13 protein-coding genes, 2 tRNA genes and 4 rRNA genes are annotated in these 24,618 nt (G+C 58.2%); 16 read left to right on the top strand and 3 right to left on the bottom strand.

Annotated elements, in window-relative coordinates; all coding sequences use genetic code 11:
- Positions 1–9 precede the first annotated feature (9 nt).
- From nfi to C1N62_RS16040, 4 genes are all read left to right on the top strand, one after another.
- Complete coding sequence (gene nfi, locus C1N62_RS16055; protein ID WP_137764571.1) at positions 10–702, top strand: deoxyribonuclease V; 693 nt, start codon at positions 10–12, stop codon at positions 700–702.
- 56 nt (positions 703–758) lie between these two features.
- Entirely contained in the window at positions 759–1,349 is a 591-nt protein-coding gene (locus C1N62_RS16050; RefSeq protein WP_137764570.1) for a YjaG family protein, read from the top strand.
- Positions 1,350–1,538: 189 nt separating this feature from the next.
- Positions 1,539–1,811, top strand: a complete 273-nt coding sequence (gene hupA / locus C1N62_RS16045) for a nucleoid-associated protein HU-alpha (protein WP_137764569.1) — start codon at positions 1,539–1,541, stop codon at positions 1,809–1,811.
- A gap of 46 nt (positions 1,812–1,857) precedes the next feature.
- Positions 1,858–2,517, top strand: coding sequence for a DUF1481 domain-containing protein (locus tag C1N62_RS16040; protein WP_206057756.1), 660 nt, complete (start codon positions 1,858–1,860; stop codon positions 2,515–2,517).
- 59 nt (positions 2,518–2,576) lie between these two features.
- On the opposite strand, the gene purD is transcribed toward C1N62_RS16040, so the two are convergent.
- Together purD and purH are read right to left on the bottom strand one after the other, a co-directional pair.
- Positions 2,577–3,872 carry a phosphoribosylamine--glycine ligase gene (gene purD / locus C1N62_RS16035; protein WP_137764567.1) on the bottom strand — a complete coding sequence of 432 codons (1,296 nt, stop codon included), beginning with the start codon at positions 3,870–3,872 and terminating at the stop codon, positions 2,577–2,579.
- A 47-nt stretch (positions 3,873–3,919) separates the two neighbouring features.
- Positions 3,920–5,509 (bottom strand): bifunctional phosphoribosylaminoimidazolecarboxamide formyltransferase/IMP cyclohydrolase, encoded by a 1,590-nt coding sequence (purH, locus tag C1N62_RS16030; protein WP_137764566.1) that lies wholly within the window; start codon positions 5,507–5,509, stop codon positions 3,920–3,922.
- 613 nt (positions 5,510–6,122) lie between these two features.
- Here purH and C1N62_RS16025 point away from each other — a divergent pair.
- The 10 genes from C1N62_RS16025 (at position 6,123) to aceK (ending at position 17,712) form a co-directional block, all read left to right on the top strand.
- Positions 6,123–7,663: ribosomal RNA gene (locus tag C1N62_RS16025) — 16S ribosomal RNA — on the top strand.
- Between the two features lie 81 nt (positions 7,664–7,744).
- A tRNA-Glu gene (locus C1N62_RS16020) sits at positions 7,745–7,820 on the top strand.
- Between the two features lie 211 nt (positions 7,821–8,031).
- Positions 8,032–10,941: ribosomal RNA gene (locus tag C1N62_RS16015) — 23S ribosomal RNA — on the top strand.
- An 87-nt stretch (positions 10,942–11,028) separates the two neighbouring features.
- Positions 11,029–11,144 (top strand): 5S ribosomal RNA (gene rrf / locus C1N62_RS16010).
- Positions 11,145–11,158: 14 nt separating this feature from the next.
- Positions 11,159–11,234 (top strand) — tRNA-Thr (locus C1N62_RS16005).
- Between the two features lie 40 nt (positions 11,235–11,274).
- Positions 11,275–11,390 (top strand): 5S ribosomal RNA (rrf, locus tag C1N62_RS16000).
- Together the 16S, 23S and 5S rRNA genes with 2 tRNA genes alongside form the textbook arrangement of a ribosomal RNA operon.
- A gap of 368 nt (positions 11,391–11,758) precedes the next feature.
- Positions 11,759–12,688 carry a homoserine O-succinyltransferase gene (gene metA / locus C1N62_RS15995; protein ID WP_137764565.1) on the top strand — a complete coding sequence of 310 codons (930 nt, stop codon included), beginning with the start codon at positions 11,759–11,761 and terminating at the stop codon, positions 12,686–12,688.
- Positions 12,689–13,015: 327 nt separating this feature from the next.
- Positions 13,016–14,614, top strand: a complete 1,599-nt coding sequence (gene aceB / locus C1N62_RS15990) for a malate synthase A (protein WP_137764564.1) — start codon at positions 13,016–13,018, stop codon at positions 14,612–14,614.
- A gap of 27 nt (positions 14,615–14,641) precedes the next feature.
- Positions 14,642–15,949, top strand: a complete 1,308-nt coding sequence (gene aceA / locus C1N62_RS15985; RefSeq protein ID WP_137764563.1) for an isocitrate lyase — start codon at positions 14,642–14,644, stop codon at positions 15,947–15,949.
- Positions 15,950–15,993: 44 nt separating this feature from the next.
- On the top strand, positions 15,994–17,712 hold the full coding sequence (aceK, locus tag C1N62_RS15980) for a bifunctional isocitrate dehydrogenase kinase/phosphatase (RefSeq protein ID WP_137764562.1): 1,719 nt from the start codon (positions 15,994–15,996) through the stop codon (positions 17,710–17,712).
- A gap of 77 nt (positions 17,713–17,789) precedes the next feature.
- Here aceK and iclR read toward each other — a convergent pair whose 3' ends face one another.
- Entirely contained in the window at positions 17,790–18,623 is an 834-nt protein-coding gene (iclR, locus tag C1N62_RS15975; RefSeq protein ID WP_137764561.1) for a glyoxylate bypass operon transcriptional repressor IclR, read from the bottom strand.
- 251 nt (positions 18,624–18,874) lie between these two features.
- Here iclR and metH point away from each other — a divergent pair, with 251 nt between their 5' ends.
- Entirely contained in the window at positions 18,875–22,555 is a 3,681-nt protein-coding gene (gene metH / locus C1N62_RS15970) for a methionine synthase (protein ID WP_137764560.1), read from the top strand.
- Between the two features lie 392 nt (positions 22,556–22,947).
- Entirely contained in the window at positions 22,948–24,600 is a 1,653-nt protein-coding gene (locus C1N62_RS15965) for a Na/Pi cotransporter family protein (protein ID WP_137764559.1), read from the top strand.
- Positions 24,601–24,618: the final 18 nt, after the last annotated feature.

Raw genomic sequence — 24,618 nt, 5'->3', positions numbered from 1 at the left:
GGAGCAGGTTTGATTGATACTCAGGCGTTGCGTCAGGAGCAGATAATCAAGGCGGCGGAAGTGATCCGCCATGATGATTATGAGTTTGAGCAACCGGCGTTCATCGCCGGGGCGGATGTCGGGTTTGAGCAGGAGGGGGAGGTGACACGCGCCGCCATCGCCCTGCTGCGCTACCCCTCGCTGGAGCTGGTGGAGTACCGCATCGCGCGGATCAAGACCACCATGCCCTATATTCCGGGCTTTCTCTCCTTCCGTGAGTACCCGGCCCTGCTGGCCGCCTGGGATCAGTTGCAACAGAAGCCTGACCTGCTGTTCGTTGATGGCCACGGCATCTCCCACCCGCGCCGGCTGGGCGTTGCCAGTCACTTTGGCCTGCTGGTAAACGTGCCAACCATCGGCGTGGCGAAGCGCCGCCTGTGCGGCAAGTTCGAGCCGCTGGGGCCGGAGGTCGGGGCGAAGCAGCCCTTGATGGACAAGGGCGAACAGCTGGCGTGGGTGTGGCGCAGCAAGGCGCGCTGCAACCCGCTGTTTGTCGCCACCGGCCACCGCGTCGGCCTCGACAGCGCGCTGGCATGGGTGGAGCGCTGCACGCGTGGCTACCGCCTGCCGGAACCCACCCGCTGGGCAGACGCGGTGGCCTCCAACCGGCCCGCGTTCCAGCGCTGGCAGGCCCTGCCGCCCGCTTTAGGAATCGAAGAATAGGGTTCCTGGAAGTTTTCGGGTACACTGCCGCGCAGCAACATTACTGAGAACCGAACATGTTACAAAACCCGATCCACTTGCGGCTTGAAAAGCTGGAGAGCTGGCAACACGTCACCTTTATGGCCAGCCTGTGCGAGCGCATGTACCCCAACTATCAGATGTTCTGTCTGCAAACCGGTTTTGGCGATCCACAAGTCTATCGCCGCATTTTGGATCTGGTTTGGGAAACGCTGGTGGTAAAGGATGCCAAGGTCAATTTTGACAGCCAGCTCGAGAAGCTGGAAGAGGCGATCCCTTCGGCAGAAGATTACGATCTTTACGGCGTTTACCCGGCAATCGATGCCTGTATCGCATTAGGGGAACTTATCCACTCGCGACTTAGCGGCGAGACTTACTCTCACGCCGTGGCAATCAGCGAAACTTCCATTCGAACCGTCGCCATGCTGGAGATGACTCAGGCAGGCAAAGAGATGACCGACGCAGAACTGAAAATTGTGCCAGCTGTCGAGGAAGAGTGGGATATCCAATGGGAAATTTTCCGCTTGCTGGCTGCCTGCGAGGAGCGTGACCTGGAATTGATTAAGGGGTTACGTTCTGACCTGCGCGAAGCAGCGGTCAGTAACATTGGGATAAATTTAACGCAATAAGGCAACAAAACGTGATTTAACGCCTGATTTGTCGTGCCTTAAGGCTTCACATCCGCACCCTGTCTGGTCTACATTTGGGGGGCGTAAAAAAAGTGGCTATCGGTGCGTGTATGCAGGAGAGTGCTGTCCATCGGCATATCCGTCGCACTCGATGCTTTGCAAACGATAAACACACTGTAAGGATAACTTATGAATAAGACTCAACTGATTGATGTAATCGCAGACAAGGCTGATCTGTCCAAGGCTCAGGCTAAAGCCGCACTGGAATCAACCCTGAACGCGATTACTGAGTCTCTGAAAGACGGTGATGCAGTACAATTGGTTGGCTTCGGGACGTTCAAAGTAAACCATCGTAGCGAGCGCACTGGCCGCAACCCGCAAACCGGTAAAGAAATCAAAATCGCTGCTGCAAACGTACCGGCTTTCGTTTCTGGCAAGGCACTGAAAGACGCTGTTAAATAATCGCGCTTCTGTGAAAAGAATAGACAGGGGGGCGATCACGCCCCTTTTGTTTGCCCGCCGCTGCCTGATCGCCACCCTTCTGGCGAGCGGCCTGGCGGGCTGTAGTTTCCACGACGATCCCCCCACCTTCACTGCCAGCGGTTACATCGCTGATCAGGGCATCAACCGCCTTTGGCGTCAGGATGATGCTCAGAACCATCCACAAACGCTTATCAATGTCTACAGCCCCTATCGTGGCAAAGAGACGGTCATCACGCGCTACGAGTATCAGGACAATCTCCTGCACCAGATCCGCGAGACCCATCTTGGCCCAGAGGGGGAGACCATCCAGATCCGCTTTGACCGTGAGGGGCAGGTGAGCTTTATGCAGCGCCAGCGAGCCAGCGGTCGGCAGAAGCTCTCTGCGGATGATATTGGCCGCTACCAGTATCAGGCGCAGGCCGTGCGTGAGCTGAGCGATACCCTGCGCGCCGGGCAGGTTAGCCTGAATCAGGGGCGCTGGAATCAGGGCGTCATTACCCTGTGCAGTGGTGAGACGGTGAAACCTCAATTCGGTGCCTATTCACAAGTCTGGCTGGCGAAACGGGCGAGTCAGTCCAATGACCGGCTGGGGCTGGCGTGGCTGAGCGCGCCGGAAGGCACGGAACTGCTGCTGGTGGCGAATGAGGATTTCTGCCGCTGGGAACCCAAGCCCGACAATCTGTAAATCCCGCCAAATGCCGCCCATAAAAAAGGGCGCCGTAGCGCCCCTGTAAACCTGTACCTTTATTTATCCTGCTGGCTTTCCCGTGCAATCGCACGGTAGCCGATGTCATGGCGGCAGAAGCAGCCCTGCCACTGGATGCTCTCGGCCAGCTGGTGGGCGCGACGCTGCGCGGCGGCCACGGTTTCGCCCAGCGCGGTGACGCACAGCACGCGGCCACCGCTGGTCACCACCTGCTCATCCTGCAAGCGGGTACCGGCGTGGAACACCTTGCCATCTGAAACCTCTTCCAGCGGCAGGCCGTGGATCACGTCGCCTGTCGGGTAGTTGCCCGGATAGCCGCCCGCGGCCAGCACGACGCCCAGCGCCGGGCGCTCGTCCCAGTCAGAGCTTTTGCCGCTCAGGTCGCCTTCCGCGCCCGCCAGACACAGTTCAACCAGATCGGAACGCAGACGCAGCATGATCGGCTGGGTCTCCGGGTCGCCAAAGCGGCAGTTGAACTCAATCACCTTCGGCTGGCCGTCGGCGGAGATCATCAGGCCGGCGTAGAGGAAACCGGTGTAGGTATTGCCTTCCGCCGCCATGCCGCGCACGGTCGGGTAGATCACCTGTTCCATGATGCGCTGGTGGATCTCTTCAGAGACCACCGGGGCAGGGGAGTAAGCGCCCATGCCGCCGGTGTTCGGGCCGGTATCGCCATCGCCAACGCGTTTGTGATCCTGGCTGGTGGCCATCGGCAAGACGTGGGTGCCATCGACCATCACGATAAAGCTGGCCTCTTCGCCGTCCAGGAACTCCTCAACCACGATGCGGTGGCCGGCGTCGCCAAAGGCATTGCCTGCCAGCATGTCAGTCACTGCCGCTTCCGCCTCTTCCAGCGTCATAGCAACAATCACCCCTTTGCCCGCCGCCAGACCGTCGGCCTTGATGACAATCGGCGCGCCCTTGCTGCGCACATAGGCCAGCGCCAGCTCGACGTCAGTAAAATTGTGGTACTCCGCTGTCGGAATGGCATGGCGCGCCAGGAAGTCCTTGGTGAACGCCTTGGAGCCTTCCAATTGGGCAGCCGCTTGCGTCGGGCCGAAGATCTTTAGGCCCGCGGCGCGGAAGGCGTCTACCACGCCAATCACCAGCGGCGCTTCCGGGCCAACGATGGTCAGGCCAATCTCATTCTGTTTGGCGAACTCCAGCAGGCCGTTGACGTCCGTGGCGGCGATATCGACATTCACCAGCAGCGGCTCCAGGGCGGTGCCAGCATTGCCCGGTGCGACAAAGACTTTATCCGCCAGCGGGGATTGGGAGGCTTTCCAGGCCAGCGCGTGTTCGCGGCCACCGTTACCGATAATCAAGATATTCATTTACATAACTCCGGAGCGGCGGGTGCCTCATGCACCCGCAGTAAAAACTAGTGGCGGAAATGGCGCATGTCGGTGAACAGCATGGCGATGCCGTGCTCATTGGCGGCGGCAATCACTTCGTCATCACGGATAGAGCCACCCGGCTGGATCACGCAGGTCACGCCCACGGCCGCAGCGGCATCAATGCCATCACGGAACGGGAAGAAGGCGTCTGACGCCATGACCGAGCCTTTTACCTCCAGCCCTTCGTCCGCGGCTTTGATGCCGGCGATTTTGGCGGAGTAGACGCGGCTCATCTGGCCTGCACCAATGCCGATAGTGACGTTATCGCGCGCATAGACGATGGCGTTGGATTTCACGAATTTCGCCACTTTCCAGCAGAACAGCGCGTCGCGCAGCTCCTGCTCAGTCGGCTGGCGCTGGGACACCACGCGCAGGTCACGGGCGGCGACCATACCAAGATCGCGATCCTGCACCAGCAGGCCACCGTTGACGCGCTTGAAGTCCAGCGCCGCATGGCGGCCGCTCCACTCGCCGCAGCGCAGCACACGCACATTCTGCTTGCTGGCCGTCAGCGCCAGCGCCTCTTCACTCACTGACGGGGCGATGATCACCTCCACAAACTGGCGGCTGATGATCGCCTTGGCGGTCTCAGCATCCAGCTCACGGTTAAAGGCAATGATGCCGCCGAAGGCTGAGGTCGGGTCAGTCTTATAGGCGCGCTCATAGGCATCCAGTAGGGAGCTGCCAATTGCCACGCCACACGGGTTGGCGTGCTTGACGATCACACAGGCCGGCTCGCTGAACTCTTTCACGCACTCCAGTGCCGCATCGGTATCGGCAATGTTGTTATAGGAGAGCGCTTTGCCCTGCAACTGCTCGGCCGTGGCCACGGAGGCCTCGTTGATCTCTTCTTCTATATAGAAGGCGGCTTTCTGGTGGCTGTTCTCACCGTAGCGCATATCCTGCTTCTTGATGTAGTTCAGGTTCAGGGTACGCGGGAACTGGCCAGACGGCTCTTGGGTTTCACCGTGGTACGCTGGCACCAGAGTACCGAAGTAGTTGGCGATCATGCTGTCATAGGCGGCAGTATGCTCGAAGGCCTTAATCGCCAGGTCAAAGCGGGTCTTCAGCGTCAGGGAGTTATCGTTGTCGTCCATCTCACGCAGGATGGCACGGTAGTCGCTGCTCTTCACCACAATGGCGACATCTTTATGGTTCTTGGCAGCGGAGCGCACCATGGTTGGGCCGCCGATATCAATATTCTCTACCGCATCTTCCAATGAGCAGTCCGGGCGGGCCACGGTCTGGGCAAAGGGATAGAGGTTAACGACCACCATGTCGATAGGCGAGATGTCATGCTGTTGCATGATCGCATCGTCCTGACCGCGACGGCCCAAAATGCCGCCGTGGACTTTCGGGTGCAGGGTTTTGACGCGTCCATCCATCATTTCCGGGAAACCGGTGTAGTCAGACACTTCAGTGACCGGCAGACCCGCGTCTGCCAGCAGACGGGCGGTTCCGCCTGTAGAGAGCAATTCAACCCCACGCTGAGACAGAGCTTGGGCGAATTCGACGATACCGGCTTTGTCAGAAACACTGAGCAGTGCGCGGCGAACAGGACGACGTTGTTGCATGGTGGTTTTATCCCTTGGCTTTGGAGTCTCAATAAAGAGCGTTACGTGAATTTTGCCCTTGTCTCTCTCTATAAAGAGCAAGATTCAGATAACGCCCCCACGGGGGCAGCCAGTTTAACGTCATTAATGTCGGCAGGGATTGTAGCGAAAACGATTGCGCAGCGCCCGTAAAATTTGGCCTGAGATCGTCTTTGTGGATAAGTTTGTGTAAAAAAGGGTATAAGGGCGCGATCTGCTGTGGAATGCAGCAAACAGGCATTTTTCTTCAAAAAACCTATTGCGGCCTGCGCGGAACTCCCTATAATGCGCCTCCATCGACACGGCGCAAGTGATTCACTTCACAGAGCGACCGGAGCGAAAGAGAAAAAACTTCTGAAAAAAGATGTTGACTCTGAAAGAGGAAAGCGTAATATACGCCACCTCGAGTTAGCAAGCGAAAGCGCGTAACTCACTGCTCTTTAACAATTTATCAGACAATCTGTGTGGGCACTCACAAGACGATATCAAGCATTCTCGGATGCACAAAATATTAAGTCTTGAAGAGTGACTAACTGAAGTAAAATTCAAACAGTAACCTTTGAGCATCGCTACCTTGTGTAGCACATCAAGCTTTTAATTGAAGAGTTTGATCATGGCTCAGATTGAACGCTGGCGGCAGGCCTAACACATGCAAGTCGAGCGGCAGCGGAAAGTAGCTTGCTACTTTGCCGGCGAGCGGCGGACGGGTGAGTAATGTCTGGGGATCTGCCTGATGGAGGGGGATAACTACTGGAAACGGTAGCTAATACCGCATAACGTCGCAAGACCAAAGCGGGGGACCTTCGGGCCTCGCGCCATCAGATGAACCCAGATGGGATTAGCTAGTAGGTGGGGTAATGGCTCACCTAGGCGACGATCCCTAGCTGGTCTGAGAGGATGACCAGCCACACTGGAACTGAGACACGGTCCAGACTCCTACGGGAGGCAGCAGTGGGGAATATTGCACAATGGGGGAAACCCTGATGCAGCCATGCCGCGTGTATGAAGAAGGCCTTCGGGTTGTAAAGTACTTTCAGCGAGGAGGAAGGCGGTAAGGTTAATAACCTTATCGATTGACGTTACTCGCAGAAGAAGCACCGGCTAACTCCGTGCCAGCAGCCGCGGTAATACGGAGGGTGCAAGCGTTAATCGGAATTACTGGGCGTAAAGCGCACGCAGGCGGTTTGTTAAGTCAGATGTGAAATCCCCGAGCTTAACTTGGGAACTGCATTTGAAACTGGCAAGCTAGAGTCTCGTAGAGGGGGTAGAATTCCAGGTGTAGCGGTGAAATGCGTAGAGATCTGGAGGAATACCGGTGGCGAAGGCGGCCCCCTGGACGAAGACTGACGCTCAGGTGCGAAAGCGTGGGGAGCAAACAGGATTAGATACCCTGGTAGTCCACGCTGTAAACGATGTCGATTTGGAGGTTGTGCCCTTGAGGCGTGGCTTCCGGAGCTAACGCGTTAAATCGACCGCCTGGGGAGTACGGCCGCAAGGTTAAAACTCAAATGAATTGACGGGGGCCCGCACAAGCGGTGGAGCATGTGGTTTAATTCGATGCAACGCGAAGAACCTTACCTACTCTTGACATCCAGAGAACTTGGCAGAGATGCCTTGGTGCCTTCGGGAACTCTGAGACAGGTGCTGCATGGCTGTCGTCAGCTCGTGTTGTGAAATGTTGGGTTAAGTCCCGCAACGAGCGCAACCCTTATCCTTTGTTGCCAGCGATTCGGTCGGGAACTCAAAGGAGACTGCCGGTGATAAACCGGAGGAAGGTGGGGATGACGTCAAGTCATCATGGCCCTTACGAGTAGGGCTACACACGTGCTACAATGGCGCATACAAAGAGAAGCAAACTCGCGAGAGCAAGCGGACCTCATAAAGTGCGTCGTAGTCCGGATTGGAGTCTGCAACTCGACTCCATGAAGTCGGAATCGCTAGTAATCGTGGATCAGAATGCCACGGTGAATACGTTCCCGGGCCTTGTACACACCGCCCGTCACACCATGGGAGTGGGTTGCAAAAGAAGTAGGTAGCTTAACCTTCGGGAGGGCGCTTACCACTTTGTGATTCATGACTGGGGTGAAGTCGTAACAAGGTAACCGTAGGGGAACCTGCGGTTGGATCACCTCCTTACCTAGAGATATTTGACTGTGCAGTGCTCACACAGATTGTCTGATAGATGTACGAGCAAAGCGTCTGCGAAGCTGACCACGTGTCCCCTTCGTCTAGAGGCCTAGGACACCGCCCTTTCACGGCGGTAACAGGGGTTCGAATCCCCTAGGGGACGCCACTTGCTGATGATGGGTGAAAGACATTATCAACCGATATCTTAAAGCTGACTTACGAGTCAGGTTTACGATATTTGCTCTTTAACAATCTGGAACAAGCTGAAAATTGAAACCTTACAGCCCTGTCTCTCTCCGTAGAAGTCTTGAGAGATGGCGCATGTAAGAGAGTCTCTCAAATAATCACACCCTGATGGAAACATCTTCGGGTTGTGAGGTTAAGCGACTAAGCGTACACGGTGGATGCCTAGGCAGTCAGAGGCGATGAAGGGCGTGCTAATCTGCGATAAGCGTCGGTAAGCTGATATGAAGCGTTATACCCGACGATACCCGAATGGGGAAACCCAGTGTGATACGTCACACTATCTCTGCATGAATACATAGTGCAGTGAGGCGAACCGGGGGAACTGAAACATCTAAGTACCCCGAGGAAAAGAAATCAACCGAGATTCCCCAGTAGCGGCGAGCGAACGGGGAACAGCCCAGAACCTGAATCAGTTTGTGTGTTAGTGGAAGCGTCTGGAAAGTCGCACAGTAAAGGGTGATAGTCCCGTACACAAAAATACACAAGTTGTGAGTTCGATGAGTAGGGCGGGACACGTGACATCCTGTCTGAATATGGGGGGACCATCCTCCAAGGCTAAATACTCCTGACTGACCGATAGTGAACCAGTACCGTGAGGGAAAGGCGAAAAGAACCCCGGCGAGGGGAGTGAAATAGAACCTGAAACCGTGTACGTACAAGCAGTGGGAGCCTTGATTTATCAGGGTGACTGCGTACCTTTTGTATAATGGGTCAGCGACTTATATTTTGTAGCAAGGTTAACCGTATAGGGGAGCCGTAGGGAAACCGAGTCTTAACTGGGCGTCTAGTTGCAAGGTATAGACCCGAAACCCGGTGATCTAGCCATGGGCAGGTTGAAGGTTGGGTAACACTAACTGGAGGACCGAACCGACTAATGTTGAAAAATTAGCGGATGACTTGTGGCTGGGGGTGAAAGGCCAATCAAACCGGGAGATAGCTGGTTCTCCCCGAAAGCTATTTAGGTAGCGCCTCGTGAATTTATCTTCGGGGGTAGAGCACTGTTTCGGCTAGGGGGCCACCCCGGCTTACCAACCCGATGCAAACTGCGAATACCGAAGAATATTATCACGGGAGACACACGGCGGGTGCTAACGTCCGTCGTGAAGAGGGAAACAACCCAGACCGCCAGCTAAGGTCCCAAAGTCATGGTTAAGTGGGAAACGATGTGGGAAGGCACAGACAGCCAGGATGTTGGCTTAGAAGCAGCCATCATTTAAAGAAAGCGTAATAGCTCACTGGTCGAGTCGGCCTGCGCGGAAGATGTAACGGGGCTAAACCATGCACCGAAGCTGCGGCAGCGACGCTTAGGCGTTGTTGGGTAGGGGAGCGTTCTGTAAGCCTGCGAAGGTGGACTGTGAGGTCTGCTGGAGGTATCAGAAGTGCGAATGCTGACATAAGTAACGATAAAGCGGGTGAAAAGCCCGCTCGCCGGAAGACCAAGGGTTCCTGTCCAACGTTAATCGGGGCAGGGTGAGTCGACCCCTAAGGCGAGGCTGAAAAGCGTAGTCGATGGGAAACAGGTTAATATTCCTGTACTTGGTGTTACTGCGAAGGGGGGACGGAGAAGGCTAGGCTGGCCAGGCGACGGTTGTCCTGGTTTAAGCGTGTAGGGGGAGAAGGCAGGTAAATCCGCTTTCTTGTTAACCCTGAGGCGCAATGACGAGCCACTACGGTGGTGAAGTAGCTGATGCCCTGCTTCCAGGAAAAGCCTCTAAGCTCCAGGTAACACGAAATCGTACCCCAAACCGACACAGGTGGTCAGGTAGAGAATACTCAGGCGCTTGAGAGAACTCGGGTGAAGGAACTAGGCAAAATGGTGCCGTAACTTCGGGAGAAGGCACGCTGGCATGTAGGTGAAGGGACTTGCTCCCGGAGCTGAAGCCAGTCGCAGATACCAGCTGGCTGCAACTGTTTAATAAAAACACAGCACTGTGCAAACACGAAAGTGGACGTATACGGTGTGACGCCTGCCCGGTGCCGGAAGGTTAATTGATGGGGTTAGCGGCAACGCGAAGCTCTTGATCGAAGCCCCGGTAAACGGCGGCCGTAACTATAACGGTCCTAAGGTAGCGAAATTCCTTGTCGGGTAAGTTCCGACCTGCACGAATGGCGTAATGATGGCCAGGCTGTCTCCACCCGAGACTCAGTGAAATTGAACTCGCTGTGAAGATGCAGTGTACCCGCGGCAAGACGGAAAGACCCCGTGAACCTTTACTATAGCTTGACACTGAACATTGAGCCTTGATGTGTAGGATAGGTGGGAGGCTTTGAAGTGTGGACGCCAGTCTGCATGGAGCCAACCTTGAAATACCACCCTTTAATGTTTGATGTTCTAACTCGGCCCCGTTATCCGGGGTGAGGACAGTGTCTGGTGGGTAGTTTGACTGGGGCGGTCTCCTCCTAAAGAGTAACGGAGGAGCACGAAGGTTAGCTAATCACGGTCGGACATCGTGAGGTTAGTGCAAAGGCATAAGCTAGCTTGACTGCGAGAGTGACGGCTCGAGCAGGTGCGAAAGCAGGTCTTAGTGATCCGGTGGTTCTGAATGGAAGGGCCATCGCTCAACGGATAAAAGGTACTCCGGGGATAACAGGCTGATACCGCCCAAGAGTTCATATCGACGGCGGTGTTTGGCACCTCGATGTCGGCTCATCACATCCTGGGGCTGAAGTAGGTCCCAAGGGTACGGCTGTTCGCCGTTTAAAGTGGTACGCGAGCTGGGTTTAGAACGTCGTGAGACAGTTCGGTCCCTATCTGCCGTGGGCGTTGGAAGATTGAGAGGGGTTGCTCCTAGTACGAGAGGACCGGAGTGAACGCACCACTGGTGTTCGGGTTGTCATGCCAATGGCACTGCCCGGTAGCTAAGTGCGGAAAAGATAAGCGCTGAAAGCATCTAAGCGCGAAACTTGCCTCAAGATGAGTCTTCCCTGGGACCTTGAGTCCCCTGAAGGGACGTTTAAGACGAAGACGTTGATAGGCCGGATGTGTAAGTGCAGCGATGCATTGAGCTAACCGGTACTAATGACCCGTGAGGCTTAACCTTACAACACCGAAGGTGTTTTCAGAGACACAATATTCAGCTTGGTTCAGATATCTGATGGCCCGATGGGCGGTCAGAGCACAGAATTTGCCTGGCGGCACGAGCGCGGTGGTCCCACCTGACCCCATGCCGAACTCAGAAGTGAAACGCCGTAGCGCCGATGGTAGTGTGGGGTCTCCCCATGCGAGAGTAGGGAACTGCCAGGCATCCAATTTAGCGTGCTGATATGGCTCAGTTGGTAGAGCGCACCCTTGGTAAGGGTGAGGTCCCCAGTTCGACTCTGGGTATCAGCACCAGTTTTTTAGTGGTTAATGTTCGGCATTTAAAAAGAATTTGCCTGGCGGCACGAGCGCGGTGGTCCCACCTGACCCCATGCCGAACTCAGAAGTGAAACGCCGTAGCGCCGATGGTAGTGTGGGGTCTCCCCATGCGAGAGTAGGGAACTGCCAGGCATCAAAAAAACAGAAAAGCCTCATGCGATAAGCATGGGGCTTTTTTGTTTGTCTTATGGATACCCATCGAGTTCAAAAAGTAGCCTTTTCCTCTCAACTGCTTTATGATTTGCGCGTTATTTCATCATTTAGCATGTTTATCTCTTGGCCGTGGCCTCTCTCAGATCCTCTTTGATCGATCAAAACTGCCTGTTTATTACTCTCTACTGGCGCTATTAAGCACGTATTTACTCGTGTCAGATCCTTATGCGAAATGTAGTGAAACATTTTCATAAACCGCATGAAAGCTCGACAACTTGGCCTAAATTGGCTATCTTCGGGCATCTAGAAGTCTAAACGTATAAACGTATGTTGCGAGGAAAGAAGCTATGCCGATTCGGGTTCCGGATGAGTTACCAGCCGTGAATTTCTTGCGTGAAGAGAATGTCTTTGTCATGACCTCTTCACGAGCAAAAACACAAGAGATCCGTCCGTTAAAGGTTCTGGTGCTCAATCTGATGCCGAAGAAAATCGAGACTGAGAATCAGTTTCTACGGCTGCTTTCCAACTCCCCGCTGCAAATCGACATCCAGTTGCTGCGCATCGACAGCCGTGAGTCAAAAAACACGCCGGCTGAGCATCTCAATAATTTCTACTGCAACTTTGAAGATGTGCAGAATGAAAACTTCGATGGCCTGATTGTGACTGGCGCCCCATTAGGACTGGTCGATTTTAATGATGTGGCTTACTGGCCGCAGATTGAACGCATCATTCACTGGGCGAAGGAGCATGTCACTTCCACTCTGTTTGTCTGTTGGGCAGTACAGGCCGCACTGAACGTGCTGTATGGCTTGCCGAAAATGACACGTGAAACCAAGCTGTCGGGCGTGTACCAGCATCAGACGCTGCAACCACACGCGCTGCTGACCCGTGGTTTCGATGAGACCTTCCTGGCGCCCCATTCACGTTATGCCGACTTCCCGGCGCACACGCTGCGTGAACTGACCGACCTGGATATTCTGGCCGAATCAGAAGAGGCGGGCGCTTACCTGTTCGCGACTAAAGATAAGCGCATGGCGTTTGTTACCGGCCACCCAGAGTATGATGCTGGCACGCTGGCTGGTGAATACCTACGGGATATCTCCGCGGGCGTAGAGGCGGTGCTGCCTGTGAATTACTTCACCAATGACAACCCTGACCTGCCGCCGAAAGCGAGCTGGCGCAGTCATGGTCATCTGCTGTTTTCCAACTGGCTGAACTACTACGTTTATCAGATCACGCCGTTTGATCTGCGCCAGATGAACCCCACGCTCGACTGATTTTCTCGCTGCGGCAGCCCCTTGTTGCCGCAGCGCCACTCTCCTCCATTGCCACCTCTCTGACTACTCCCCTTTTTAAAATCTGGGATCTGTTTCCCAACGCATCTGCATTATTACCTCATTCAACATACTGCTTTGTATGACGTTTCCAAGAAATACAAATAAAATGGAAATGGTTTTTGCATTTTGGAATGGTTAGATTATGCTCAATAAGGTCGGATGAATATTCATCAATTTTGCCCGGTAGCTGATGTTTAGCCCGAGCAGATTCGCTGTCCCGACATGCGACTATCCACTAACACCATGATGCATAAGCAGGAGGATGTGATGAACCAGCCCACACTGACTTCACCTTTGCACTTCACCCGCATGTTCCGGGAGAGCGACAGCAAAATCCTGACGGAACCCGCGATCCAGTTCCTTAACGAGCTGGTGAGCAAATTTATGCCGCGCCGCAACCAGTTACTTGTGATGCGACAACAGGTTCAGCAGCAGATCGATCAGGGTGCACTGCCCAATTTTCTTTCAGAAACGGCTTCCATTCGCGAAACAGAGTGGAAAATTCGTGGCATCCCTGCGGATCTGTGCGATCGACGGGTGGAGATCACCGGCCCCGTCGAGCGCAAAATGATCATCAATGCGCTGAATGCCAACGTGAAGGTCTTCATGGCAGATTTCGAAGATTCGCTGGCGCCAGGTTGGGACAAGATAATGGATGGCCAGACCAACCTGCGTGACGCGGTCAACGGCACCCTCTCTTACACCAATGAGAGCGGTAAAATCTACCAATTGAAGCCCAACCCCGCTGTGTTGGTCTGCCGGGTGCGCGGCCTACACTTGCCGGAGAAGCATGTGCAGTGGCAGGGTGAGGCGATTGCTGGCTGCCTGTTTGATTTTGCCCTCTACGTTTTCCATAACGCCCGTGCACTGCTCGAGAAGGGCAGTGGCCCCTACTTCTATCTGCCGAAAACCCAATCCTGGCAGGAAGCAGCTTGGTGGGCAGAGGTGTTCAGTTTTGCGGAGGATCGACTGGGCCTGTCACGGGGAACCATCAAAGCCACCGTCTTGATTGAGACCTTGCCAGCTGTATTCCAGATGGATGAGATCCTCTACCACCTGCGCGACCACATCGTTGGTCTGAACTGTGGGCGCTGGGACTACATCTTTAGCTATATCAAAACACTGCGAAACCATCCGTCGCGCGTCCTGCCCGATCGCCAGTCTGTCACCATGGATAAACCCTTCCTCGACGCTTACTCGCGGCTGCTGATAAAAACCTGCCATCGGCGCGGCGCCTTCGCTATGGGGGGCATGGCGGCCCTCATCCCGAGTAAGGATCCGGCTCGCAATGCTGAAGTGCTGGAGAAAGTGCGGGCCGACAAAATGCGCGAGGCGGCAAACGGTCATGATGGCACTTGGATTGCCCATCCGGGTCTGGCGGATACGGTGATGGAGGTGTTCAATCAGGCGCTGGGCGAGCGGCAGAACCAGCTCGATGTGCTGCGTGAAGAGGACGCCCCCATCACGGCCGACCAGTTGCTGGCACCCTGTGACGGCGAGCGCACGGAGGCGGGAATGCGCGCCAACATTCGCGTCGCGGTGCAGTACATCGAGGCGTGGATCGGCGGCAATGGCTGTGTGCCGATCTATGGCCTGATGGAGGATGCGGCAACGGCAGAGATTTCACGCACCTCTATCTGGCAGTGGATTCACCATCAAAAACACCTCAGTGATGGACGCCCGGTAACGGAAGCGCTGTTCCGACAGATGCTGGCTGAAGAGCTGGAGACCATCCGGCAGGAGCTGGGCGCACAACGCTACGACAGCGGGCGATTTGCCGATGCGGCGCGCCTGATGGCGCAGATCACCACCCAAGACACGCTGGTCGATTTCCTGACCTTGCCCGGCTACGCCCTGCTGGCGTAACCCTTCCTGATATAAGGAGTCTTTGCCATGACCCTTTCACGTAGCCAACAGACAGAGATGCTGGAGCAACAGTGGCGCAGCCCGCGCTGGGCGGGAATTGTTCGCCCCTATGCGGCAGAAGCGGTTATCAACTTGCGTGGCTCGGTAAACCCGGCCTGTAGCCTGGCGCAGCTGGGCGCGGAAAAACTATGGCGGCTGCTGCACGGTGAGGCGCGCAAAGGCTATGTGAACTGCCTGGGCGCGCTGACCGGTGGGCAGGCGCTGCAACAGGCGAAAGCCGGGCTGGAGGCGGTCTACCTCTCCGGCTGGCAGGTGGCGGCAGACGGCAACACCGCCGGCCAGATGTACCCGGATCAGTCGCTCTATCCGGCGGATTCCGTACCGGCGATGATCCGGCGCATCAACCACAGCTTCCGACGGGCAGACCAAATCCAGTGGGCAAACGGCATCGGGCCGGGGGATGAGGGGTATATCGACTACTTCCTGCCGATTGTGGCGGATGCTGAGGCCGGGTTTGGCGGCGTGCTGAATGCCTTTGAACTGATGAAAAGCATGATTGAGGCGGGCGCGGCAGCCGTGCACTTTGAAGACCAATTGGCGGCGGTGAAGAAGTGCGGCCATATGGGCGGGAAAGTGCTGGTGCCGACGCAGGAAGCGATCCAAAAACTGGTGGCGGCGCGTCTGGCGGCAGATGTGCTGGACGTGCCCACCTTGCTGGTTGCGCGTACCGACGCGGATGCCGCCGACCTGTTGACCTCAGATTGCGATCCCAACGATCACCCCTTCCTCAATGGCGAACGCACGCCGGAGGGCTTCTTCCGTACCCATGCTGGCATTGAGCAGGCCATCAGTCGCGGGCTGGCTTATGCGCCCTATGCCGATCTGGTCTGGTGTGAAACCTCGACCCCCGATCTGCGCGCCGCGCGCCAGTTTGCTGATGCCATTCACGCTCGCTTCCCCGGCAAGCTGCTGGCCTACAACTGCTCGCCCTCCTTCAACTGGCAGAAAAATCTGGACGACGCCACCATCGCCCGTTTCCAGGATGCGCTGGCAGAGATGGGCTATGCCTACCAGTTCATTACGCTGGCGGGTATCCACAGCATGTGGTTCAACATGTTTGACCTGGCCCATGCCTATGCGCGCGGGGAGGGGATGCGGCACTACGTGGAAAAGGTGCAGCAGCCGGAGTTTGCCGCTGGCCAGCATGGTTACACCTTTGCCTCGCACCAGCAGGAGGTGGGCACCGGCTACTTTGATAAGGTCACCACCCTGATTCAGGGCGGTAGCTCCTCGGTTACGGCGCTCACCGGCTCCACGGAAGAGCGGCAGTTCTGATGCGGCGGGGAGGGTAATCCTCCCCACTCGCGAGGGAAAAAGCGATGGAGCAGAGCGTCGAGAGCCTGACCGCCCACACCATCCTGCAAGGGTTTGATGCCCAGTATGGACGCTTTCTGGAGATCACCGCCGGTGCCCAGCAGCGTTTTGAACAGGCGGACTGGCATGGCATACAGCGCGCCATGAAGCAGCGCATCCATCTCTATGACCACCATGTAGGGCTGGTGGTGGCGCAACTGCATCAGATTGTGGGCAGCCGGGTGGAGGAGCCAGCCTTTATCGGCCGGGTCAAGGCGATCTACACCACGCTGTTGCCGGAGTACCCGCGTTATGAGATTGCCGAAAGCTTTTTCAACTCCGTCTACTGTCGGCTGTTCCACCATCGGGCGATCACCCCGGACACGCTATTTCTCTTCAGTTCCCAGCCTGAAGGGGGCACCCACACGGTGGCGCGGCCGCTGGATCGTCATTTAATGCCGCGTGAGGGCCTTCCCGCGCTGTTTCAGGGGCTGTTGGGCACCCTGCCGCTGCGCCTGCCGTGGGAGGATCTCATGCGGGATGTTTCGGCCATTGTGCAGGTGCTGGAAAAACGCATTGGCTGGCGGGCGCTGGCTGACGCACGTATTGAGATCGCCAATGAGCTGTTCTACCGCAACAAGGCGGCGTGGCTGGTGGGCAAGATCCGTCTGGGCGATCGGGTGCTGCCGCTGTTGCTGCCGATCCATCACAACGGTCAGGGGGCGCTGTTTGTCGATACCTGCCTGACGGAGCCGGATGAGGCCAGCATTGTCTTTGGTTTTGCCCGCGCCTATTTCATGGTTTATGCGCCCCATCCAGCGGCGCTGGTGGGCTGGCTGCGCGAAATCTTACCGGGCAAAAACCTGTCAGAGCTGTATATGGCCATCGGCTGCCAGAAGCATGGCAAGACGGAGTATTACCGTGAGTATCTGGCCTTTATGGTCCAGCATCGCGAGCAGTTCATCATTGCGCCCGGCGTGAAGGGGATGGTGATGCTGGTGTTCACGCTGCCCTCCTTTGACCGGGTGTTCAAGGTGATCAAGGATCGCTTCGCCCCGCAGAAGGAGATGAGCGCGGCGCGGGTGCGGGACTGCTACCAGCTGGTCAAGGAGCATGACCGCGTGGGGCGCATGGCCGATACCCAGGAGTATGAAAATTTTGTGATAGCCAAGGCGGCCATCAGCCCGGCGCTGCTGGAGGAGTTGTGGCGAGAGGTGCCGGAGAAGCTGGAGGATCTGGGCGATCGCCTGCTGATCCGACACCTCTATATGGAGCGGCGCATGATCCCGCTGAACCTCTATCTGGCACAGGCAGATGACGCCGCGCGCCGTGCGGCGATTGAAGAGTATGGCAACGCCATCAAGCAGTTGGCCGCCGCCAATATCTTTCCCGGCGACATGCTGTTCAAAAACTTTGGCGTCACGCGCCATGCGCGGGTGGTGTTCTATGACTATGACGAGATCTGCTACATGACGGAGGTGAACTTCCGTGACATCCCGCCGCCGCGCCACCCTGAGGAGGAGCTGGGTGCCGAGCCGTGGTACAGCGTCGCGCCGAATGATGTCTTCCCGGAGGAGTTTCGCCACTTCCTGTGCGCTGACCGCCGTAACCGCGCGCTGTTTGAGGAGCTGCACGCCGATCTCTTCAGCGCCGCCTACTGGCGCAGCCTGCAACAGCGCATCCGGCAGGGATATATTGAGGATGTGTTTGCCTATCCGCACTGCCAGCGTTTCAGCCAGCAGTAGGAGGCAATTGGGCAGGTTGCACGGCAAGCGGGCACGGGCTAGCGCAATGCGTTAACCCCGTTACGCTGCCGTCGGCGCTAACCTCGGGCGCCGCCATAGGCCAGCGTTACCTCTTTCGCGGCCTGGATCACCAGCGCGCCCAGTTCGGTGACGCGGTCGTCGGTGATGCGCGACAGCGGGCCGGAGAGCGAGAGGGCGGCAAAGGGCGCGTGATGCTCGTCAAACAGGCAGGCAGCCACGCAGCGCAGCCCCAGCGCATGTTCCTCATCATCAAAGGAGTAACCGCGCTTGCGGGTATGCGCCAGATCCTCCTTCAGGTGCGCCGGTGAGGTCAGCGTGGCGTGGGTATAGCTGTGCAGGCCGGTACGGTGCAGCAATTCACTCACCTTCGCCTCGCTGAACTGCGCCAGCAGCGCCTTGCCCGCACCCGAGGCGTGCAGCGGCAGCTTGCCACCTATCGGGGCGGACATGCGCATCAGGGCGTTGCACTGCACCTGATCGATGATGATCACCTGGGAATCCGCGTGGTCGAACACCGCCAGATTCACCGTCTCGCCGGAGGCCTCCATCAGGCGGCGCAGCACCGGGTGCACAATCGCCAGCAGGTTACGGCTCTGCAAAAAGCTGCTGCCGACAATAAATGCCTGCGCGCCAATCGCCCAGTGGCCGAGATCGCCCACCTGCCGTACAAACCCCTGCTGCTGCATGGTGGTCAGCAGACGGTGGGTGGTGGAGTTTGGCAGGCCAGCCTGTTGCGCAAGTTCAGTGAGCGCCACGCTGTTGTGCGATGCGGCAATAAATTCCAGCAGCGTCAGGCCGCGGGTCAACGACTGCACCTGGCCCGTGGCGGCCGGGCTGGCGGCTGCGGCACGGGGCTTTTTACCGCGTTTGACAGGAAGTGGGGTAGCCATGGGGCATCCTTTTGTAAGCGGAAAAGGGAAGGAAATTGGAATTTATTTTCATTTACTCAGTATGGTTGGCAAGGCGCTGCTTTGCTCATCCGATCTGTTTAACACGCTAACTGAAAAAGTCTCAATATACGCCGCAGTGGCCGGTGAAAAACTTGTGTTAGGATGGCGCTTGTCTGATTTTTCGGCACCCCGCAGGTGCGCCGTCGTTTACAGGTTCCGGGCTGTGCCCCGGCAGTAAGGTTGAGGTTACAGTGACAAATCGAGCAGAAGCGCTGCGTTCGCAGCTTGACCAGCGTATTTTGGTGTTGGATGGCGGTATGGGCACCATGATCCAGAGTTACCGGCTGGAGGAGGAGGATTACCGTGGCGCGCGCTTTGCCGATTGGCCCAGCGACCTGAAGGGCAATAACGACCTGCTGGTGCTGACCAAGCCGGAGGTGATCACCGCCATCCACTACGCCTATCTGGAGGCGGGCGCGGACATCCTGGAAACCAATACCTTCAACGCCACGCCCATCGCGATGGCGGACTACCAGATGGCGTCGCTCTCCGCTGAAATCAACTATGAGGCGGCCCGGCTGGCGCGCATCTGCGCCGATGAGTGGACGGCCCGCACGCCGGAGAAACCGCGCTACGTCGCCGGGGTGCTCGGCCCGACCAACCGCACGGCCTCCATCTCGCCAGACGTCAACGACCCGGCCTATCGCAACGTCACCTTTGACCAGCTGGTGGATGCCTACCGCGAATCGACGCGCGCGCTGATTGAGGGCGGCGTTGACCTGATCATGATTGAGACGGTGTTTGACACCCTCAACGCCAAAGCCGCCACTTTCGCGGTGGAGAGCGAGTTTGAGGCGCTGGGCGTTGAGCTGCCGGTGATGATCTCCGGCACCATCACTGACGCCTCTGGCCGCACACTCTCCGGCCAGACCACCGAGGCCTTCTACAACTCGCTGCGCCACGTCCGGCCCCTCTCCTTCGGCCTGAACTGCGCACTGGGGCCAGATGAACTGCGCCAGTATGTGCAAGAGCTGTCGCGCATCGCCGAGTGCTATGTCACCGCGCACCCCAACGCCGGGCTGCCCAACGCCTTCGGCGAGTATGATCTGGGGGCAGATGAGATGGCGGCGCAGATTGGCGAGTGGGCACGCGCGGGCTTCCTGAATATCGTCGGCGGCTGCTGCGGCACCACGCCAGCGCACATTGCCGCCATCGCGGCCGTGGTGGAGGGCGTGGCACCGCGCGCGCTGCCCGCCATTCCGGTGGCCTGTCGCCTCTCTGGGCTGGAGCCGCTGACCATTGACGCCAACACCCTGTTCGTCAACGTCGGTGAGCGTACCAACGTCACGGGCTCCGCCCGCTTCAAGCGCCTGATCAAAGAGGAAAAGTACAGCGAGGCGCTGGAGGTGGCACGCCAGCAAGTGGAGAGCGGCGCGCAGATCATCGACATCAACATGGATGAGGGGATGCTCGACGCCGAGGCAGCGATGGTGCGTTTCCTCAACCTGATCGCTGGCGAGCCGGACATCGCACGCGTGCCGATTATGATCGACTCCTCGAAATGGGAGGTGGTGGAGAAGGGGCTGAAGTGCATTCAGGGCAAGGGCATCGTCAACTCCATCTCGATGAAAGAGGGGGTAGAAGCCTTTGTCCATCACGCCAAACTGGTGCGGCGCTATGGCGCGGCGATGGTGGTGATGGCATTTGATGAGGTGGGGCAGGCGGACACCCGCGCCCGCAAAATTGAGATTTGTCGCCGCGCCTACCAGATCCTGACCGAGCAGGTGGGCTTCCCGCCGGAAGATATCATCTTTGACCCGAATATCTTTGCGGTGGCGACCGGCATTGAGGAGCACAACAACTACGCGGTGGACTTTATCGAGGCCTGCGCCGACATCAAGGCGGAGCTGCCCCACGCGCTGATCTCCGGCGGCGTCTCCAACGTCTCCTTCTCCTTCCGCGGCAACGACCCGGTGCGCGAGGCGATCCACGCGGTGTTCCTCTACCACGCCATCCGCAATGGCATGGACATGGGCATCGTCAACGCTGGCCAGCTGGCGATCTATGATGACCTGCCGGCCGAGTTGCGCGATGCGGTGGAGGATGTGGTGCTCAACCGCCGGGCGGATGGCACCGAGCGCCTGCTGGAGCTGGCGGAGAAGTATCGCGGCAACAAGGGCGGCGGCGAAGCGGACAAAGTGCAGGCCGAGTGGCGCGGCTGGCCGGTCAACAAGCGGCTGGAGTACTCGCTGGTCAAGGGCATCACCGAATTCATTGAGCAGGACACCGAAGAGGCGCGGCAGGCGGCAGCGCGGCCGATTGAGGTCATCGAAGGCCCACTGATGGATGGCATGAACGTGGTCGGTGACCTGTTTGGCGAGGGCAAAATGTTCCTGCCGCAGGTGGTGAAATCGGCGCGCGTGATGAAGCAGGCGGTGGCCTACCTTGAGCCTTATATTCAGGCCAGCAAGCAGCAGGGCAGCAGCGCTGGCAAAATCCTGTTGGCGACGGTAAAGGGCGATGTGCATGACATCGGCAAAAACATCGTCGGCGTGGTGTTGCAGTGCAACAACTACGAAATTATCGACCTCGGCGTGATGGTGCCGACCGACAAGATCCTAAAGACCGCGATTGAGGAGAAGGTGGACATCATCGGCCTCTCCGGCCTGATCACCCCGTCGCTGGATGAGATGGTCAACGTGGCGAAGGAGATGGAACGGCAGGGCTTCACCCTGCCGCTGCTGATTGGTGGCGCGACCACCTCGAAGGCGCACACCGCAGTGAAAATTGAGCAGAACTACAGCGGCCCGACGGTCTACGTGCAGAACGCCTCGCGCACCGTGGGCGTGGTCTCCGCGCTGCTCTCAGAGACCCAGCACGATGACTTTGTCGCCCGTACCCGTAAGGAGTATGAGACGGTGCGCATCCAGCATGGCCGCAAAAAGCCGCGTACCCCGCCCGTGACGTTGGCGGCGGCGCGCGAGAATGCCCTGACGCTGGATTGGGAAGATTACACCCCGCCGGTGGCCCATCGCCTTGGCGTGCAGGAGGTGAGCGCCAGCATCGACACGCTGCGCAACTACATCGACTGGACGCCGTTCTTCATGACCTGGTCGCTGGCTGGCAAGTACCCGCGCATTTTGCAAGATGAGGTGGTGGGCGAGGAGGCGACGCGCCTGTTCGCCGACGCCAACGAGATGCTCGACAGGCTGGCAGCCAATAGTGCGCTGACGCCGCGCGGCGTGGTGGGGCTGTTCCCGGCCAACCGCGTGGGCGATGACATCGAAATCTACCGCGATGAGCGCCGCGACGAGGTGCTGCTGGTGAGTCACCACCTGCGCCAGCAGACGGAGAAGAGCGACTTTGCCAACTACTGTCTGGCCGATTTTGTCGCGCCAAAGGGCACCCAGCCCGACTACCTCGGCGCGTTCGCCGTCACCGCCGGGCTGGAGGAGGATGCGCTGGCCGAGGCCTATGAGCGGCAGCATGATGACTACAATAAAATCATGGTCAAGGCGCTCTCTGACCGCTTGGCGGAGGCGTTCGCCGAGTACCTGCATGAGCGGGTGCGCAAGGTCTACTGGGGCTTCGCGCCCTATGAGAACCTCAGCAACGAGGAGCTGATCCGCGAGAACTATCAGGGCATCCGCCCCGCGCCCGGCTACCCGGCCTGCCCGGAGCACACCGAGAAGGGGCAGATCTGGCAGTTGCTGGATGTCGAGGCGCACACCGGCATGAAGCTGACGGAGTCCTTTGCCATGTGGCCGGGTGCGGCGGTCTCCGGCTGGTACTTCAGCCACCCGCAGAGCAAGTACTTTGCCGTGGCGCAGATCCAGCGCGATCAGGTGGAGGATTACGCCCGGCGCAAAGGGATGAGCGCCAGCGAGGTGGAGCGCTGGCTGGCACCCAACCTGGGCTATGACGCCGATTGATCCCCCTTGGCCTGCGCGCGTTCGCCGCGCAGGCCATCACCTCCCTCATCTTTTCTCACACGCGCCCTAAAATTGCGGCGGACGGCGCATATTCACCGGGCTGCCGGCTGGTCAAAGTCATCTTGGTCTACAGTTAACTACAGCCCCCGTTGGGGGTGTGGCACGCCACTTGCTTGCAGTTTTAAGTGGTAAGTCACTGATTAACGGGCGCTCACCGCCAACGCCTCTTTCTGGGCAGGCGGGCGGGCCATCTATGATGCTTAATTTCCCTTAATCTCTTTGCCGTTGGCCGGGGCAGGACGCCGCCGCGCCGATGTGGATGCCCCGCCGTTCCGACTCACCAGGCAGGCGGCGGGGCCGGTTAATGCCTGGGGTTAAAGGAGTGACTATTTGTGTTAACGCTTCTTCACTTGCTTTCAGCCGTGTCACTGTTGGTCTGGGGAACGCATATTGTCCGTACCGGCATCATGCGGGTGTATGGTGCAAACCTGCGTCAGGTATTGAGCGGCAGCGTGGAAAAGAAACCGCTGGCCTTCGCCGCTGGCATCGGCGTCACCGCGCTGGTGCAGAGCAGCAACGCCACCGCGCTGCTGGTGACCTCTTTTGTGGCGCAAGGGCTGGTGGCGCTCTCGCCAGCGCTGGTGATCATGCTGGGGGCGGACGTCGGCACCGCGCTGATGGCGCGTGTCCTGACATTCGATCTCTCCTGGCTCTCGCCGCTGCTGATCTTTGTTGGCGTGGCGATGTTCCTCAGCCGCAAACAGATGCGCGCCGGGCAGATGGGGCGGGTCGCCATCGGGCTGGGGCTGATTTTGCTGGCGCTGGAGCTGATTGTCACCGCCGCCACGCCCATCACCCAAGCCTCGGGCGTCAAGGTGCTCTTCTCCTCGCTGACCGGCGACGTGCTACTCGATGCCCTGACCGGTGCGCTGTTCGCCATCATCAGTTACTCCAGCTTGGCGGCGGTGCTGCTGACCGCCACCCTGACCTCCACCGGCGTCATCTCGCTGAAGGTCGCGCTCTGTCTGGTAATTGGTGCCAACTTTGGCAGCGGCCTGCTGGCGATGATCAACGCCAGCAAACAGAACGCCGAGGGGCGTCGGGTGGCACTCGGCAGCCTGCTGTTCAAGCTGGTGGGCTGCGTGGTGGTGCTGCCGTTCGTCACCCCGCTGGCGGACTACTTCGACCGCCTGCCGGTCTCCGACGAGGAGCTGGTGATCTACTTCCACGTCTTCTACAACCTGATCCGCTGCCTGGCGATGGTGCCGCTGGCGGAGCCGATGGCGCACCTTTGCCAGCGGCTGGTGGCCGCCTCGCCGCAGGACGATCCCCGGCTGGCACCGCGTCACCTCGACACCAGCGCGCTGGACACCCCCTCGCTGGCGCTGGCCAATGCCGCGCGCGAGACGCTGCGCATGGGCGACGTGGTGGAGCATATGCTGATCCTCCACCATGAGGTGATGCACGGCAACCTGACGCAGGAGCGTGAGGTGAGCCGGCTGGATGATGATGTGGACGTGCTCTACACCGCCATCAAGCTCTATCTGGCGCAGATACAGAAGGAGGATCTGGGCGAGAGCGACTCCCGCCGCTGGGCGGAGATCATTGAGATGGCGCTCAATTTGGAGCAAGCGGGCGACATCATCGAACGCATGACCGGCGATGTGGCGGTGAAATCCCACAACGCCCGCCGCGCCTTCTCCGCCGCCGGGCTGGCAGAGCTGGATGCGCTGCATGAGCGGCTGCTCTCCAACTTGCGCCTCAGTTTATCGGTGTTCCTCTCTGGCGACCTGACCAGCGCCCGCCGCCTGCGCCGCTCCAAACACCGTTTTCGCCTACTGGATCGGCGCTACGCCCACGCCCACGTCGATCGCCTGCACCAGCAAAACGTGCAGAGCATCGAAACCAGTTCACTGCATCTGGGCCTGCTGGGGGACATGAAGCGCCTCAACTCGCTGTTTTGCGCCGTGGCCTATAACGTGCTGGAGCAGGAGCTGGAGGATGATGAGCGGGATGAGGAGAGCGGCGAGGCCGCGTCGCTCTAGGCAAAAAAAGGCGCTGCA

This window comes from Nissabacter sp. SGAir0207, from assembly GCF_005491205.1.
Taxonomy (GTDB): domain Bacteria; phylum Pseudomonadota; class Gammaproteobacteria; order Enterobacterales; family Enterobacteriaceae; genus Chimaeribacter.
The sequence above is the reverse complement of the archived record's forward strand: the minus strand, read 5'-3'. Positions and strand labels throughout refer to the sequence as shown.

Bases quoted from the DNA above. Each gene is read 5' to 3' on its own strand.
- iclR (WP_137764561.1), bottom strand. From the start codon at position 18,623: ATGGCTACCCCACTTCCTGTCAAACGCGGTAAAAAGCCCCGTGCCGCA.
- purH (WP_137764566.1), bottom strand. From the start codon at position 5,509: ATGCAACAACGTCGTCCTGTTCGCCGCGCACTGCTCAGTGTTTCTGAC.
- metA (WP_137764565.1), top strand. From the start codon at position 11,759: ATGCCGATTCGGGTTCCGGATGAGTTACCAGCCGTGAATTTCTTGCGT.
- aceA (WP_137764563.1), top strand. From the start codon at position 14,642: ATGACCCTTTCACGTAGCCAACAGACAGAGATGCTGGAGCAACAGTGG.
- hupA (WP_137764569.1), top strand. From the start codon at position 1,539: ATGAATAAGACTCAACTGATTGATGTAATCGCAGACAAGGCTGATCTG.
- aceB (WP_137764564.1), top strand. From the start codon at position 13,016: ATGAACCAGCCCACACTGACTTCACCTTTGCACTTCACCCGCATGTTC.
- aceK (WP_137764562.1), top strand. From the start codon at position 15,994: ATGGAGCAGAGCGTCGAGAGCCTGACCGCCCACACCATCCTGCAAGGG.
- C1N62_RS16050 (WP_137764570.1), top strand. From the start codon at position 759: ATGTTACAAAACCCGATCCACTTGCGGCTTGAAAAGCTGGAGAGCTGG.
- purD (WP_137764567.1), bottom strand. From the start codon at position 3,872: ATGAATATCTTGATTATCGGTAACGGTGGCCGCGAACACGCGCTGGCC.